Annotated in this window: 12 protein-coding genes; 10 read left to right on the top strand and 2 right to left on the bottom strand. The window is 69.8% G+C overall.

Going from position 1 to position 16,138, the window contains the following annotated elements; genetic code table 11:
• Positions 1 to 38: 38 nt before the first annotated feature.
• The gene (locus ACQEU8_RS29180; protein ID WP_433106299.1) at positions 39 to 1,652 is read left to right on the top strand and encodes an MFS transporter; all 1,614 of its coding nucleotides are present in this window, start codon (positions 39 to 41) and stop codon (positions 1,650 to 1,652) included.
• A gap of 195 nt (positions 1,653 to 1,847) precedes the next feature.
• Positions 1,848 to 2,279, top strand: coding sequence for a peptidase inhibitor family I36 protein (locus ACQEU8_RS29175; RefSeq protein WP_433106297.1), 432 nt, complete (start codon positions 1,848 to 1,850; stop codon positions 2,277 to 2,279).
• Positions 2,280 to 2,412: 133 nt separating this feature from the next.
• Here ACQEU8_RS29175 and aceE read toward each other — a convergent pair whose 3' ends face one another.
• Entirely contained in the window at positions 2,413 to 5,160 is a 2,748-nt protein-coding gene (aceE, locus tag ACQEU8_RS29170; RefSeq protein WP_433106295.1) for a pyruvate dehydrogenase (acetyl-transferring), homodimeric type, read from the bottom strand.
• Positions 5,161 to 5,665: 505 nt separating this feature from the next.
• Here aceE and ACQEU8_RS29165 point away from each other — a divergent pair.
• The 6 genes from ACQEU8_RS29165 (at position 5,666) to ACQEU8_RS29140 (ending at position 10,525) form a co-directional block, all read left to right on the top strand.
• On the top strand, positions 5,666 to 6,103 hold the full coding sequence (locus tag ACQEU8_RS29165; RefSeq protein WP_099880468.1) for a DUF3052 domain-containing protein: 438 nt from the start codon (positions 5,666 to 5,668) through the stop codon (positions 6,101 to 6,103).
• A gap of 252 nt (positions 6,104 to 6,355) precedes the next feature.
• A complete protein-coding gene (locus ACQEU8_RS29160) occupies positions 6,356 to 6,814 on the top strand; it encodes a peroxiredoxin (protein WP_433106292.1) in 459 nt (152 codons plus the stop codon).
• A gap of 195 nt (positions 6,815 to 7,009) precedes the next feature.
• Positions 7,010 to 7,585: a TerD family protein gene (locus tag ACQEU8_RS29155; protein ID WP_433106290.1), complete on the top strand. Its 576-nt coding sequence runs from the start codon at positions 7,010 to 7,012 to the stop codon at positions 7,583 to 7,585.
• A gap of 190 nt (positions 7,586 to 7,775) precedes the next feature.
• A complete protein-coding gene (locus tag ACQEU8_RS29150) occupies positions 7,776 to 8,354 on the top strand; it encodes a TerD family protein (RefSeq protein ID WP_433106288.1) in 579 nt (192 codons plus the stop codon).
• Positions 8,355 to 8,491: 137 nt separating this feature from the next.
• On the top strand, positions 8,492 to 9,634 hold the full coding sequence (locus tag ACQEU8_RS29145; RefSeq protein WP_433106286.1) for a DUF475 domain-containing protein: 1,143 nt from the start codon (positions 8,492 to 8,494) through the stop codon (positions 9,632 to 9,634).
• A 129-nt stretch (positions 9,635 to 9,763) separates the two neighbouring features.
• Entirely contained in the window at positions 9,764 to 10,525 is a 762-nt protein-coding gene (locus tag ACQEU8_RS29140; RefSeq protein ID WP_433106284.1) for a TerD family protein, read from the top strand.
• 354 nt (positions 10,526 to 10,879) lie between these two features.
• Here the strand turns inward: ACQEU8_RS29140 and ACQEU8_RS29135 are convergent, their stop codons facing one another.
• Positions 10,880 to 12,151 carry a TerD family protein gene (locus ACQEU8_RS29135; protein ID WP_433106282.1) on the bottom strand — a complete coding sequence of 424 codons (1,272 nt, stop codon included), beginning with the start codon at positions 12,149 to 12,151 and terminating at the stop codon, positions 10,880 to 10,882.
• Positions 12,152 to 12,434: 283 nt separating this feature from the next.
• Here ACQEU8_RS29135 and ACQEU8_RS29130 point away from each other — a divergent pair, with 283 nt between their 5' ends.
• Positions 12,435 to 13,601 carry an HpcH/HpaI aldolase/citrate lyase family protein gene (locus ACQEU8_RS29130; protein ID WP_433106280.1) on the top strand — a complete coding sequence of 389 codons (1,167 nt, stop codon included), beginning with the start codon at positions 12,435 to 12,437 and terminating at the stop codon, positions 13,599 to 13,601.
• A complete protein-coding gene (locus ACQEU8_RS29125) occupies positions 13,598 to 16,135 on the top strand; it encodes a phosphoribosyltransferase (protein ID WP_433106278.1) in 2,538 nt (845 codons plus the stop codon). The genes ACQEU8_RS29130 and ACQEU8_RS29125 overlap by 4 nt, the downstream gene beginning before the upstream one ends.
• Positions 16,136 to 16,138: the final 3 nt, after the last annotated feature.

Here is a 16,138-nt window from a genome sequence, read left to right as displayed (position 1 = left end):
GTTTGTCAATTGTCAGTCGCTGTCATTACCCTCCCGCCATGAGCACCCAGACCAGCACCGTCGCGCATGGCGCGCCGGATCCAGCAAGCCCCGAGGGCGGTGGCCCAGGGACCCGCAGCGGGCTGCGCGGTCACCCGTGGCTGACCCTCGTCACCGTCGCTTTCGGGGTCGCGATGGTCGCCCTCGACGGGACGATCGTCGCCATCGCCAACCCCGCAATCCAGGACGACCTCAATGCCTCCCTCGCGGACGTCCAGTGGATCACCAACGGCTATCTGCTCGCGCTCGCGGTCTCGCTGATCACAGCGGGCAAGCTGGGTGACCGCTTCGGGCACCGCCAGACCTTCCTCGTCGGCGTGATCGGTTTCGCGGCCGCCTCCGCCGCCATCGGACTGTCCGGCAGCGTTGCCCTCGTCATCACCTTCCGTGTGCTGCAAGGCATATGCGGAGCACTGCTGATGCCCGCGGCGCTCGGACTGCTGCGTGCGTCCTTCCCCGCCGAGCGGCTGAACGCGGCCATCGGCATCTGGGGCGCGGTCATCGGCGCCTCGACCGCGGCCGGGCCGATCGTGGGCGGACTGCTGGTCGAGCACAAGGGCTGGGAGTCGGTCTTCTTCATCAACATCCCCGTCGGAGCGCTCGCGCTGGTGATGGGGCTCGTGCTGCTGCTCGACCGGCGCGCCGAGAACGCCCCCCGCTCCTTCGACCTGCCGGGCATCATCCTGCTGTCCGGCGCGATGTTCTGCCTTGTCTGGGCGATCATCAAGGCCCCCGACTGGCACTGGGGCGACCCCAGGACGCTCGGTTTCCTGGCGGTCTCCGTGGTGGCCTTCGTCGTCTTTGGCCTCTGGGAGACGAAGGTCAAGGAACCGCTGCTGCCGATGAGCATGTTCCGCTCGGTGCCGCTGACCGCCGGCACCGTCCTGATGGTGCTCATGGCCTTCGGCTTCATGGGCGGCATCTTCTTCGTCACCTTCTACCTTCAGAACGTCAACGGGCTCTCGCCGGTGGACAGCGGCCTGCGGCTGCTGCCGCTGACCGCGATGATGATCGTCGCCTCGCCGCTGGCCGGCACCGTCATCACCAAGGTGGGCCCGCGCATTCCGCTGGTCGTCGCCATGGTGCTGGCCGCCGTCGCCATGTTCGGCCTCTCCACGCTGGAGACGGACAGCGGCATGGGGATCACCTCCCTCTGGTTCGCCCTCCTGGGCCTGGGGCTCGCGCCCGTGATGGTCGGCGCCACCGAAGTCATCGTCGGCAACGCCCCGTTGCAGCACGCGGGTGTCGCGGGCGGCCTCCAGCAGGCCGCCATGCAGGTGGGCGGCAGCCTCGGTACGGCTGTGCTCGGTGCCGTGATGGCCTCCCGGGTCGGCAGCGAACTTCCGCACAAGTGGGCCGAGGCCAAGCTGCCGCCGCTGCCCGAGAAGAAGGAAGCTGCCCTCAAGGACGCCGCCGAGGTCGGTATCGCGCCCATCCCCAAGGGCACACCGGAGCAGATGGCCCAGGCGATCAAGCACGTGGTGCACGACTCCTTCGTCTCCGGCATGAGCCTGGCGTTCGTCTGCGCGGGCATCGTCTCCGTCCTGGCCGCGGGCGTCGCCGTCTTCACCAGCCGCGGAAAGAACGACGCGGGGCCGTCCGTGCACATCTGACGGCCCGGAAGAATCCTGGCAGTTGCCCGGCCCGGTGGAGCCGGGACGGTGGATAACTCGTGAGTTGTGGACAACTCCGCCACCTGTCCCGGTGAACCGGGCCGTTTGCTCTTGGCGGCCCGTCGGCGGCACGGACATGCTGGTCACACGCCGGGCGAGAACGTGTCCGGCCTTGAGCGGGGGGTGTGATCAGCCATGAAAGGCATGTTCGGACGAGGTCCGAGGACGGCGGCCGGGATCCTGGCCGCGACAGCGCTCGCGGCGGCGCTCACGGCCGCCGCGCAGCCGGTGGGGGCACAGACGCACGGGCCGCAGCAGCGGGCCGCAAAGGAGGGTGCCGGCTCCCGGATGGGGAAGTGCGGGCCGGGCGAGCTGTGTCTGTGGGACCGGCCGCGGTTCAAGGGAAAGCCGCGCGTCCACGAGTTGAGCGGCATCGACATCGAAAGCTGTACGCCGCTGCGGGGCGGTGCGTCGGCGACCTCCGCGGCGAACCGCACGGGCCGTCCCGTCACGCTCTATCAGAGCAAGGAGTGTGCGGAGACAGCCGAGTTCGACACCTATCCCTCCGGCTCCTGGACACCCGAGCTGCCCTACCGGGCACGCGCGTTCAAGGTCTGGGAGCACTGAGATGACCGTTGCGTACGCGGGGCGCCGGCACGGGCCCCGCATGCCGGCGGCCGGGTGCGGTCCGCTTCAGGACCGCACCCGGCCGCGAGGCCCGGGCCGGGAGCGGGACGGCTCCCGGCGTACGGGATGTGGCTCAGGCGTCGCCGCCGGCGGTGCCCGGGTCGGCCGCCGCGACCTCCAGCAGCTGGTAGCGGTCGATGGCCTGCTTCAGCGCGGAGCGGTCCACCTTCCCCTCCTTGGCCAGCTCGGTCAGCACGCCCAGCACGATCGACTGCGCGTCGATGTGGAAGTAGCGGCGCGCCGCACCCCGGGTGTCGGCGAAGCCGAACCCGTCGGCACCCAGCGACTGGTAGGTGCCCGGCACCCAGCGCGAGATCTGGTCCGGCACGGCCCGCATCCAGTCCGAGACCGCCACCTTGGGCCCCTCGGCACCCTGGAGCTTCCGGGTGACGTACGGGACGCGCTGCTCCTCGTCGGGGTGCAGAAGGTTGTGCTCCTCCACCGCCACGGCCTCGCGCCGCAGCTCGTTCCACGAGGTCGCCGACCATACATCGGCCTTCACGTCCCACTCCTCGGCGAGGATCCGCTGCGCCTCCAGCGCCCACGGCAGGGCCACACCGGACGCCAGGATCTGCGCGGCGTGGGTGCCCCGCTCGCCCGCCTGGTAGCGGTAGAGCCCCTTGAGGATGCCCTCGGCGTCCACGTTCTCCGGCTCGGCCGGCTGCTGGATGGGCTCGTTGTAGACGGTGAGGTAGTAGAAGATGTCCTCGCCCTGCGGGTGCTCGTCGCTGGAGCCGTACATCCTGCGCAGCCCGTCCCGGACGATATGGGCGATCTCGAAACCGAAGGCCGGATCGTAGGCGACCACCGCCGGGTTGGTGGAGGCGAGCAACTGCGAGTGGCCGTCGGCGTGCTGGAGCCCCTCACCGGTGAGCGTGGTGCGTCCAGCGGTGGCGCCCAGGACGAAGCCGCGCGCCATCTGGTCGGCCATCTGCCAGAACTGGTCGCCGGTCCGCTGAAAGCCGAACATCGAGTAGAAGACGTAGATCGGAATCAGCGGCTCGCCGTGGGTGGCGTAGGCGGAGCCCGCGGCGATGGCGGCTGCGGTACAGCCCGCCTCCGAGATGCCGTCGTGCAGCATCTGACCGGTCGGCGACTCCTTGTAGGCCAGCAGCAGTTCGCGGTCGACGGACTCGTAGAGCTGCCCCAGCGGGTTGTAGATCTTGGCCGAGGGGAAGAACGAGTCCATTCCGAAGGTGCGGTACTCGTCGGGCGCGATCGGCACGAAGCGCTTGCCGATCTCCTTGTCCCGCATCAGGTCCTTCAGCAGCCGGACGAACGCCATCGTGGTGGCGATCTGCTGCTGCCCCGAGCCCTTCTTCAGCGTGGCGTACGCCTTCTCGTCCGGAAGCCGCAGCGGCTTGGCCCGGTTGACCCGCGTCGGCACGTAGCCGCCGCACTCCTTGCGGCGATCGTGCATGTACTGGATCTCTTCCGAGTCGCGGCCCGGGTGGTAGTAGGGCGGCAGCCCGGACTCCAGCTCGCTGTCGGGGATCGGCAGGTGCAGCCGGTCGCGGAAGCCCTTGAGGTCGTCGACCGTCAGCTTCTTCATCTGGTGGGTGGCGTTGCGGCCCTCGAAGTTGGGACCCAGCGTCCAGCCCTTGATCGTCTGCGCCAGGATGACGGTCGGCTGGCCCCGGTGCTCGGCTGCCGCCTTGTAGGCCGCATAGACCTTGCGGTGGTCGTGGCCGCCGCGGCCCAGGTGCAGGAGCTGGTCGTCGGTCATGCCCTCGACCATCTTGCGCAGCCGCTGGTCGCCGCCGAAGAAGTGCTCGCGGATATAGGCGCCGCTCTCGGTGGCGTAGGTCTGGAACTGGCCGTCCGGCGTCGTGTTGAGCTTGTTGACCAGCACGCCGTCCCGGTCCTGGGCCAGCAGCGGGTCCCAGGAGCGGTCCCACACCAGCTTGATCACGTTCCAGCCGGCGCCCCGGAAGTAGGACTCCAGCTCCTGGATGACCTTGCCGTTGCCGCGGACCGGCCCGTCCAACCGCTGGAGGTTGCAGTTGATGACGAAGGTGAGGTTGTCCAGCCCCTCGCGGGCGGCCAGGGAGAGCTGACCCAAGGACTCGGGCTCGTCCATCTCGCCGTCACCGAGGAAGGCCCACACCCGCGATTTGGAGGTGTCGGCGATGCCGCGGGCCTCCATGTAACGGTTCATCCGCGCCTGGTGGATCGCGCCGATCGGGCCCAGGCCCATGGAGACGGTGGGGAACTCCCAGAAGTCCGGCATCAGCCGCGGGTGCGGATAGCTGGAAAGCCCGTGCGGTGCCTTGCTCTTCTCCTGCCGGAAGCCGTCGAGCTGGGCCTCGCTGAGCCGGTCGAGCAGATAGGCGCGGGCGTAGATGCCGGGGGAGGCGTGGCCCTGGAAGAAGATCTGGTCCCCGCCGTCGCCCTCGTCCTTGCCGCGGAAGAAGTGGTTGAAGCCCACGTCGTAGAGCGAGGCGGAGGAGGCGAAGGTGGCGATGTGGCCGCCCACCCCGATCCCGGGGCGCTGGGCGCGCGAGACCATGACCGCCGCGTTCCAGCGGGTCGCGTTCAGGATCTTGCGCTCGATCTCCTCGTTGCCGGGGAAGAACGGCTCGTCCTTGGTCGCGATGGTGTTGACGTAGTCCGTGCTGCGCATCTCCGGGACGGCGACGCGCTTCTCGCGGGCGCGCTCGATGAGCCGGAGCATGAGATAGCGGGCGCGTTCCCGTCCGCGCTCGTCGACGGCGGCGTCGAGCGAGTCGAGCCATTCCTGGGTCTCTTCGGGATCGAAATCCGGGACCTGGCTGGGAAGGCCGCCAATGATGATCGGGTTGCGATCGGATCCGGAAGCCACGCTGTTCCTTCGCTGTATCGGTCGGTGGTGCTCGGGGCCGGGCGACGGCGGACGCCATGGGGTCGTGCTCGGTGGGTGGCGCGCCGCCTCCATCGTGTACCGCCGCCGCTGTGACGTCATCTCTACCGCTAAGTAACCCAGCACCTCTCGAGGCGGGCCGGAAAGGCGGCGTACGCAGGCACAACGAGGCGGTCGAATCGCAACCCTACGCCCGTTCCGGGCGGGACCCGCACCCCGCTCCGATCACCCCAAACATCCGTTCGGTCCGGGGAGGCACCCTTACGGCTCCCCGGTCTCAGCCGGGGCAAACCTGGCAGATCCCAGCGGCTGCAATGTGGCCTGAATCACTCTCGATCAGGCATTGTGGGATGAGACGTCAACGTTTGGGCGGGATCGAAGGCCGGGTACTTGCGTGATCCGGCCCGCCCGTGTGGACTACGGCTCATGCCTCGCGTACGCGCGGGGCCGCAACCCCATATTCGAAAGACATGACTGGAGGCAATCCGTGAGCGCGACCGCGGACCACGCGGAGGAGCGGACCAACCCCGCCGCAAGGCTGGGTTTCCAGCCCGGACAGGTGGTCCAGGAGATCGGCTACGACGACGACGTCGACCAGGAGCTCCGCGAGTCCATCGAGGAGATCACCGGCACGGAGCTGGTCGACGAGGATTACGGCGATGTGGCCGACGCCGTGGTGCTGTGGTTCCGCGACGAGGACGGCGATCTGACGGACGCGCTGGTGGACGCGACCACGATGATCGACGAGGGTGCCCCCGTCTGGCTGCTGACCCCCAAGACGGGCCGCGAGGGCTATGTGGAGCCCAGCGACATCGGTGAGGCGTCCCAGACCGCCGGTCTCTCCCAGACCAAGAGCTTCAACGCGGCGAAGGACTGGACGGGCAGCCGCCTGGTCACCCCGAAGGGCGCCCCGAACAAGCGCTGAGGCGCGCCGCGCCCCAGCCGCTACGGCGTCGGTGCTCCGCGGCCGGCGCCGCTTTCCGGATGCTTCACGTCGGGACACTTTCCGTTCGGAATCCTTCCGTCCCGGTTCCGTCGGGTCGCTTTCCGGTTGCTTCCGGTGTGTGCCCGATGTGTTCCAGCGGGTGTTCGACGAGCCCCTGACCGGCCCATGGCCGGCAGGGGCTCGGTGCATAGGGTGGGGGCGTCTTTGTCCGCCCACCGAAGGGAACCCGCCATGGCGATCGAGACCGGTGCCAAGGCACCCGACATCGAGCTCAAGGACCAGCACGGCCAGACCGTGCGGCTCTCCGACTACCAGGGCGAGAAGAACGTCGTCCTGCTCTTCTACCCCTTCGCCTTCACCGGAGTGTGCACCGGCGAGCTGTGCGCCCTGCGGGACGAGCTGCCCCGGTTCGTCAACGACGACGTGCAGCTGCTGGCGGTCTCCAACGACTCGCCGTTCGCGCTGCGGGTCTTCGCCGAGCAGGAGGGGCTGGAGTACCCGCTGCTGTCCGACTTCTGGCCGCACGGCGAGGCGTCCCGTGCCTACGGGGTCTTCGACGAGGAGAAGGGCTGCGCGGTGCGCGGGACCTTCATCATCGACAAGGAGGGCACCGTGCGCTGGACAGTGGTCAACGGGCTGCCCGACGCACGGGACCTCAAGGACTACGTCAAGGCGCTCGAGAAGCTCTGACGCCGGCGGGCCGGCGCGCCGCAGGGCGCCTCCGGGCGCTCCCGGCGACGTTCGGAACAACCCCGATTCCGCTCCGTAAGAGGGCTGTGTCCCGGGGAACCGCTCACTAGGATCGGATCGTTGATCCGATGGCATCCACACACGGGGGCACGCAGTGCTCCTCATGAATCACGAAACAACTGACCAGGAGGACTCGTGGGAGTCAGCCTCAGCAAGGGCGGCAACGTCTCGCTGACCAAGGAAGCGCCCAACCTGACCGCGGTCATCGTCGGTCTGGGCTGGGACGCGCGTACGACCACCGGCAGCGACTTCGACCTCGATGCGAGTGCCCTGCTGACGAACTCGGAGGGCAAGGTCGCCAACGACCAGAACTTCGTGTTCTTCAACAACCTCAAGAGCCCCGACGGCTCCGTGGAGCACACCGGCGACAACCTCACCGGTGAGGGCGAAGGCGACGACGAGGTGATCAAGGTGAACCTCGCCGGGGTGCCCGCCGACGTCGAGAAGATCGTCTTCCCCGTCTCGATCTACGAGGCGGAGAGCCGCCAGCAGAGCTTCGGCCAGGTGCGGAACGCCTACATCCGCGTCCTCAACCAGGCCGACAACGTCGAGCTGGCGCGCTACGACCTCAGCGAGGACGCGTCGACCGAGACCGCGATGGTCTTCGGTGAGCTCTACCGGCACGGTGCGGAGTGGAAGTTCCGCGCCATCGGCCAGGGCTACGCCTCGGGTCTGCGCGGCATCGCGCAGGACTTCGGCGTGAACGTCTGAGGAATCTGACGGGTATCCGCCACCGGCCCGCCCGCGGGCCGGTGGAGCGGGCCTGCCGGGGACCGGCAGCCACGGGCGCCGCAGACTTCCGTGACCCGGAGGTGTGCGGCGCCCGGTGGTACGGAGAGACTGGGATGCACTGTGGTGCGCCGCACGGTCGCGCCACGAGCCGGGGAGAGGACCAGAAGACATGAGCGTGACGCTCACAAAAGGGGGGAACGTCTCCCTCTCGAAGGCCGCACCGAATCTGACCCAGGTGCGGGTCGGCCTGGGCTGGAAGGCCCGTTCCACCACGGGCGCCGCCTTCGACCTGGACGCGAGCGCGCTGCTGTGCTCCGGTGGCCGGGTCCTCGGCGACGAGTACTTCATCTTCTACAACAACCTCAAGAGCCCCGAGGGCTCCGTCGAGCACACCGGGGACGAACTGGTCGGCGGCACCGGCGGCGAGGACGACGAGACGGTGCTGGTGGACCTCTCGCTGGTCCCCGCGCAGGTGGACAAGATCGTCTTCCCCGTCTCGATCTACGACGCCGAGACCCGCAACCAGACCTTCGGCCAGGTCGGCGAGGCGTACATCCGCGTCCTCAACCAGGAAGACGGAGTGGAGCTGGCGCGTTACGACCTCACCGAGGACGCTTCTTCGGAGACGGCAATGATCTTCGGGGAGCTGTACCGCTACAGCGGAGAATGGAAGTTCCGTGCAGTTGGCCAGGGGTACGCGTCGGGGCTGCGAGGCATCGCTCTAGACTTCGGCGTCAATGTGGCTTAGTCGCTTCGATGGCGGCCGGCCGCGACAGCGCCGCACAGCTGTGGCAATGTGCCAGGACGACTCCGAGGTGGTAGTCGCCCCGGGTCTCTCGCCCCTTTTGTGAACCTATGTAGACCGGATACCGGATTGGGAAGCCAGTGCTCCTGAAAACCTTTGGTTGGTCCTTCGGCGTCACCGCCGCTGGGTTGGCCGCAGCGGCGTTCTTCTGGGGGTGGGAGGCGTTCGCCCTCGTGGCGATCCTTTCCATCCTCGAGATCTCGTTGTCGTTCGACAACGCGGTCGTCAACGCCGGCGTACTGAAGAAGATGAACGCCTTCTGGCAGAAGATCTTCCTCACCATCGGCATTCTGATCGCGGTATTCGGCATGCGGCTGATCTTCCCGGTCATTATTGTCGCCATCAGCGCGAAGGTCGGCCCGATCGAGGCCGTACAGGTCGCGCTCGACAATCCCGACCGCTACGAGCAGTTGGTCACGGACGCGCATCCGGCCATCGCCGCGTTCGGTGGGATGTTCCTGCTGATGATCTTCCTCGACTTCATCTTCGATGAGCGGGATCACAAGTGGATCGGCTGGCTGGAACGCCCGCTGTCGCGACTCGGCAAGATCAACGGTCTTTCCGTCTGCATCGCGCTCGTCGCGCTGATGGTGACGGCCACCACACTGGCCACCGCCGCGCACCAGCACGCCGGGCATGCCGACAAGTCCGGCACGGTGCTGCTCTCCGGCGTCGCCGGGCTCGTCACCTATCTGATCGTCGGCGGGCTCTCCGGCCACTTCGAGAACAAACTCGAGGAGGAAGAGGAGCGCGAACACGAAGCGGAGGAAGAGGCCAAGAAGGCCGGGAAGGAGCCCTCGGCCGTCGGAATGGCGGGCAAGGCGGCCTTCTTCATGTTCCTCTACCTGGAAGTGCTGGACGCCTCGTTCTCCTTCGACGGCGTGATCGGCGCCTTCGCGGTCACCAACCACATCTTCTGGATGGCGCTCGGCCTGGGTATCGGCGCGATGTACGTCAGGTCGCTCACCGTCTACCTGGTGCGCCAGGGCACCCTGGACGACTACGTCTATCTGGAGCACGGTGCGCACTACGCCATCGGCGCCCTCGCGGTGATCCTGCTCGTCACCGTCAAGTACCAGATCAACGAGGTCATCACAGGCACCATCGGCGTGGCGCTGATCGCCGCCTCCTTCTGGTCCTCGCTGCGCCGCAACCGTGCGATCGAGGCTGCTGGGTCAGACGGGGACGAGTCCGAGCAATCCGAGGTCACCGCGCGCGTGTGACCGCTTGCTGAATGAGGAACGCTCCCAGCGGGGCGGCTTCCGTGACGGCGTGGGCCACCGGCCCGCACCGCCGTTCCGGAGCCGCCCCGCAGCGGTGAGTTGGGCTCGAATACGAGTTGGGGGTGCGGGATGGTCTCCCTGTGGGAGAACTGGCGGCGGGGTGTGGGCATGTCCCGGCGCGGACCCAAGTTCGACACGGTCGGCGGTCCTTCGACGTACGCGATGGAGTTGACCAAACGCCACTCCGAGCTGTCGCTGACCAAACAGGGCGCCGACACCGGCAGCATGCAGGTCAATCTCTCCTGGCGGATGCGCAGTTCGGACCTGGAGGGCATCGGACGGCGCACCAGTGGCTCGCTGCGGCACCCGCTGCGGGCGTTCAAGCCCACCGTGGTGCAGGCGCACACCCAGGGCGTCGTCAACGTGGACCTCGACCTGGCGTGCATGTACGAGCTCGCGGACGGCAGCAAGGGCGTCGTCCAGCCGCTCGGCAACTTCCTGGGGGACTGGAACGCGCCTCCGTACGTCAAGCTCACCGGGGACGACCGGTTCGGTTCGCCGTCCGGCGAGACGCTCTACGTCAATCTCGACCACAAGGACGAGATCAAGCGGCTGCTGTTCTTCGTCTACATCTACGACGGCACCCCGGCCTTCGACCGTACGCACGCTGTCGTCACGCTCATCCCCAGCAACGGCCCTCATGTGGAGGTGGGCCTCGACGAGCGTGCCCCGCAGGCGCGCTCCTGCGCGGTGCTGCTGATGGAGAACGTCAAGGGCGAGCTGCGGGTGCGCCGCGAGGTGCGCTACGTCTACGGGTTCCAGGCGGAGCTGGACCGGCTCTACGGCTGGGGCCTGCAGTGGGGCCGGGCGTACAAGACGCAGAAGGTCTGAGCGGGCTGTCGGCGCTCCGTCCACCGGCGACGACAGCACGCCTGGACGACAGTGCGCCTGGAGTGGGCGACGCGCATACGGCGACGACGCCCGCGTGCGGCGATGACGCTCGCATACGACGACGCTCGCATACCGCGACGCCCGACGTTCGGCGACGACGCCCGCATACGGCGGCGACGATGCCCGTACGCGGCGGCGATACGCGATGACACCGTAACGAGGCCCCGGCCGGTGAGCGGCCGGGGCCTCGTGCGTGCTGCTGGCCCTCGTATGCGTCGGCGCCCTCGTTCCGTGCCGACTGCTGTGACGTGTCGGCCGCCGGAGCTGCTGTGACGTGCCGGCCGTCGGCTGTCCTCAGCGGTTGGTGAGGAACTGCGGCCCCTGGGGTGGCAGCGCGAACGCCGGGTCCGGCTGCGGGTAGCCGTAGGCCGGCTGTGGATAGCCGTAGGCGGGCTGTGTGGCGGGCGGCTGCTGGGGCGGGTGGTGCGGCGGCTGGGGGTAGCCGTAGCCGGGCTGCGTGGAGGGCGGTGCGGGTATGCCGGGCGCCCCCTGGGGCCCGAACGGTGGCGCGCCCGGCGGCGGCACCTGCGCGGTGACGGCCGACGCCGACGCCCCGCCGGACGCCGCCACTCCCGCCGCGTCCGGCTGCGGCTCGGGCGACGGGGTCGGCTGCGGCTCCGGAGCGGGCGGCGGCGGCGCGGGATCGGGCCCGGGGCCCGGGCCGGGCGTGGGTCCCGGCGGCGGTCCCGGCGGCACCGGCTCGGGGCCGGGCCCGGGCGGCGTGGGCGGTGGCCCGGGCGGGGGACCGGGCTCCGGATGGGGCGACGGCTCCGGGTGCGGCTCGGGCGGCACCGGGGAGGGCTCCGGGAAGTCGGGCTCGGGCGGCGGCTTCGGGACGGTGGCGGCGGGCGGGCCCAGCCGGAAGTCCTCGGAGCCGATCGTGTCGGGCCGGGGCACATGGGCCACGGTCGCGTCCGGATCGCGCTCGGGGTCGTGCTCCGGGGTGCGCGCCCCCTTCCGGTCGGCGCCGGCCTCGGCCGTCTCCGGTCCGTCGGCGTCGCCCTCGTCCACCGTGATGCCGAACTCGGTGGCGAGGCCGACCAGCCCGGTGTCGTAGCCCTGGCCCAGGGCGCGGAACTTCCAGCCGTCGCCGCGCCGGTAGAGTTCGCCGCAGACCATGGCGGTCTCGGCGCCGGTCTCCGGCTCGATGTCGAAGCGCGCGAGGAGCTGTCCACCTTGGCCGGGGTCCGTTGCGCCGTCCGGGTTGCCCGCGTCGTGCAGCAGCAGCCGCAGCTCGCGTACGGCGGAGAAGGTGCCGCCGTCGGCGGAGGCGGCCAGCAGGACGCGGTCCACGGAGGTGTCCAGCGCGCCCAGGTCCGCCTCGACGGTGTCGCGCAGCCCTTCGGGCTCGCGCTTCTTGGCCAGGTGCCGCACCAGTCCCGAGGGGTGGCGCGGCTGGTTGTAGAAGATGAAGTCGTCGTCGGAGCGGACCTTGCCGTCCGGGCCGAGCAGCAGAGCCGAGGCATCGACATCCGGCACGCCGGCACCAGGCGCCCAGCAGAGCACAGCGCGCACCGCCCTGGACTCCAGCTGGATGTTCGATCCCTTCGTCATCCCGTGCGTCATGTCTTCATCCTGCCCCCGGAGGGACGCCGCCGACAACGCGGGGCGTGATGCTTGCGACGCGGGACGTGATGGCCGGGCGCGGGATTTGCTGCCCGCGGCGGCGCACACGGCCCTGTCCCGGTGCCGAGGGTACTGGTGAGCGACCCCCATACGTACGATGAGCAGCCACGCGGCACCACGGCGGCCACGGCAGGCCCACCGCCACCGCGCGACACCATCGGGCAGGCATGCACGCCATGGCAGCCATACCAGGACGCTGAGACGGTCAGACGGGGGTCTTTTCATGCGGCATTTCAGGCAGCTGACGCCTGAGCGCCGGAGCGCGCTCTTCCACCGTGAGCCGGCCGAGTTCACACCCGACGCACCGGCGGGCACGCTCGCCATCGCGCTCGGCGCCACCCTCTACAGCCCCGCCACCAGACCCACACTTGCCGACGACGTACTCAAGCAGGCGGCGCGGGGCGTCGTCTCGATGGTGCTGTGCCTGGAGGACTCGATAGCCGACGCTGAGGTGCCACAGGCCGAGGACAACCTCGTGCGGCAGCTGCGGGAGCTGGCCGACCGGGCCTCGGAGGACGAGCTGCCGCTGCTGTTCATCCGGGTGCGGGAGTCCCGGCAGATCACCGCACTGGTGCGCAGGCTGGGCACGGCGGTGTGGCTGCTGTCGGGTTTCGTGCTGCCGAAATTCACCGAGGACCGCTCGGTGCCGTTCATGGAGGCGCTCACCGAGGCGGAGGCGGAGTGCGGGCGGCGGCTGTTCGCGATGCCCGTCCTGGAGTCGCCCGAGCTGCTGCACCGGGAGACCCGCACGGACGCTCTGACGGGTGTCGCCCGCACCCTCGACAAGTACCGCGAGCGGGTCCTGGCGCTGCGCCTCGGGGTGACCGACTTCTGCGCCGCCTACGGGCTGCGCCGTACGCCGGACATGACCGCGTACGACGTGCAGATCGTCGCTTCCGTCATCGCGGACGTGGTGAACGTGCTGGGCCGGGCAGACGGCACAGGGTTCACCGTGACCGGACCGGTGTGGGAATATTTCCGGCCGCAGGAGAGGATGTTCAAGCCGCAGCTGCGGCAGAGCCCGTTCCTGAGCGGCCGGGCCGAGGATGTGCGTACCGCGCTGATCGAGCACGACCTGGACGGTCTGCTGCGTGAGATCGAGCTCGACCGGGCCAACGGTCTGCTGGGCAAGACCTGCATCCACCCTTCGCACGTGGCTCTCGTGCATGCGCTGTCGGTCGTCAGCCACGAGGAGTTCTGCGACGCGACCGATGTGCTGCGCCCCGAGCGCGGCGGCGGCGGAGTGATGCGCTCCGCGTATACGAACAAGATGAACGAGGTGAAGCCGCACCGGGCCTGGGCCGAGCGCACACTGCTGCGCGGCGAGGTCTTCGGGGTGGCGCGCGAGGGCGTGAGCTTCGTCGAACTGCTGGCGGCGGGAGTCAAGTGAACGGAAGCGTACGGGACGTCGGGGCCGGGACCGCCGGGACGGGGGCCGAGGCCGAGGTGTGGCCGGGCACATGGGTGGCCGACCGGCTCGGGGTGCGGCTGGAGGGTGCGGGCCTGCGGGAACTGCTGGGGCTCGCGCTGCGGCGCAACCCCAAGCGGGCCCACCTGCTGGTCTCCACCGTGCTGGGCAAGCATGTACCGCAGCGCCCGATGGCGGTCCTCGGCGCGGGCAGCCGTCTGGGGAAGCAGGTCCGCGAGCTCCTCGGCGATCAGGAGGCCGCCCGCTCCGTCGTGCTCGGCTTCGCGGAGACCGCGACCGGACTCGGGCTCACTGTCGCGCACAGCATGGGCAGCCGCATGAGCGCGCTGCACTCGACGCGGCGCCGGGTGCCAGGGGTGCAGCAGTACGGCGGTTTCGAGGAGGAGCACAGCCACGCGACCTCGCATCTGCTGCTCCCCGCGGATCCGCAACTGCTGCGCACTGGTGGGCCGCTGGTGCTGGTGGACGACGAGCTGTCCACCGGCAGGACCGTACGCAACACCATCGCCGCGCTGCACGCCGTCCACCCGCGCCACCGGTACGTCGTGGCCGCGCTGGTCGACATGCGCGGCGAGGGGGACGTGGCGGCGCTGGAGAAGTTCGCCGCGGAACTGGGCGCCCGCGTCGATGTGGTGGCCCTGGCCGCCGGTCGCGTGGAGCTTCCCGAAGACGTGCTGGAGCGGGGCCGCGAGCTGGTCGAGCAGTACACCGGCGCTTCGCCGGCCGCGCAGACCACGGCTTCCCCGGGCACCGTTCGACGGGTCGACCTGGGGTGGCCGCACGGGCTTCCGGACGGCGGACGGCACGGCTTCGGCCCGCGTGAACAGATCCGCCTTCAGGCCGCGCTGCCGGACATGGCCGAACGCGTGCTGTCCGCACTGGAGCCGGCGGGGTTGTCCGCACCGGACCCGGCAGGATCATGCGTACCGGACTCGGCCGGACCCGGCGGGCGTGCAGACGGCGAGCTGCCGCGCGTTCTCGTCCTCGGCAGCGAGGAGCTGATGTACGCGCCACTGCTGCTCGCGTTTGAAATGGAAAAGCGCGCCAATGGCCGTGCGGAAATCCGCTTCTCCACGACGACCCGCTCACCCGTCCTTCCCGTCGACGACCCGGGCTACGCGATACGCACCGCGCTGTGCTTCCCGGCGCACGACACGCCGCACCAGGACGGTCCAGCGGAGCGCTACGCCTACAACATCGCGGGCCAGGGCTTCGACGCCGTCGTCGCCGTCGTGGACAGCGAGGGCGACACCCCCGCGCTGCACGCCCCCGGCGGACTGCTGGATCAGCTGGCCGGATGCGCGCGGCAGGTGCTGCTGTCGGTCGTTCCCGCCCACGTTCCGGACCAGTCCGGGCCCAAACCGCCCGCACCACTGCACGGCCCCGCCTTCTCCTCGTACGCTGCCGACGATGTGGCGTGGCTGCTGCGCGATCTGTCCGACGTCGAGCTGGAGGCGCCCACGGAGGAGCGGGAGGAGGCCATCCAGGCGGGCGGCGCGCACTACGCCGAGTCGCTGCCCGTGGAGTACCAGCCCTCCGCCGAATACCAGCAGCTGTTCCACGACGCCCTGGAGTCCGCGGCCGAGCGCCTCGCCCGTGCGGTCGGCACCGTGACCGAGACGGTGCTCGCCGAGCGCGGCCCGCGCCCCGTGCTCGTCTCGCTGGCCAGGGCCGGTACGCCCGTCGGGGTGCTGATGCGCCGCTGGGCGCAGTACGCACACGGTCTGGATCTGCCCCACTACGCCGTCTCGATCGTGCGGGGCCGAGGCATCGACACCAACGCGCTGGCCTATCTGGCCGCCCACCACGACCCGGCCGACGTCGTCTTCGTCGACGGCTGGACCGGCAAGGGCGCCATCACCCGCGAGCTGGCCGAGGCACTCGCCGCCCATCCCCGCTTCAATCCGGAGCTGGCCGTCCTCGCCGACCCGGGCTCCTGCGTGCGCACCTACGGCACCCGCGAGGACTTCCTCATCCCCTCCGCCTGCCTCAACTCCACCGTCTCCGGGCTGATATCCCGTACCGTGCTCCGCGCCGATCTGGTGGGTCCGCACGACTTCCACGGCGCGAAGTTCTACCGGGAGCTGGCCGACGGCGATCTGACCCAGCACTTCGTGGACACCGTCGCGGCACGCTTCGCCGCCGTACGGGACAGCGCGGCGCAGGACGCGGCTGCCCTGGTCGGCGCGGACCGCACCCCCACCTGGGCGGGCTGGCGCGCCGTGGAGGACATCAGCGAGGCGTACGACATCGGCGACGTGAACCTGATCAAACCGGGGGTCGGTGAGACGACCCGCGTGCTGCTGCGTCGCGTCCCCTGGCGCATCCTGGCCCGGCGCGGCGCGGGCGCCGACCTCGACCACGTACGGCTGCTGGCCGCACAGCGCGGCGTACCGGTCGAGGAGACCGACAACCTGCCCTACAGCTGCGTCGGCATCATCCACCCCCGCTACACCCGCGGTGCGACAGGCGCCGACGGAAAGGCCGCACGGTGACAA

The sequence above is a fragment of the Streptomyces sp. CA-250714 genome (genome assembly GCF_050936705.1).
Taxonomy (GTDB): domain Bacteria; phylum Actinomycetota; class Actinomycetes; order Streptomycetales; family Streptomycetaceae; genus Streptomyces.
This window is presented reverse-complemented; position numbering and strand designations above follow the sequence as displayed.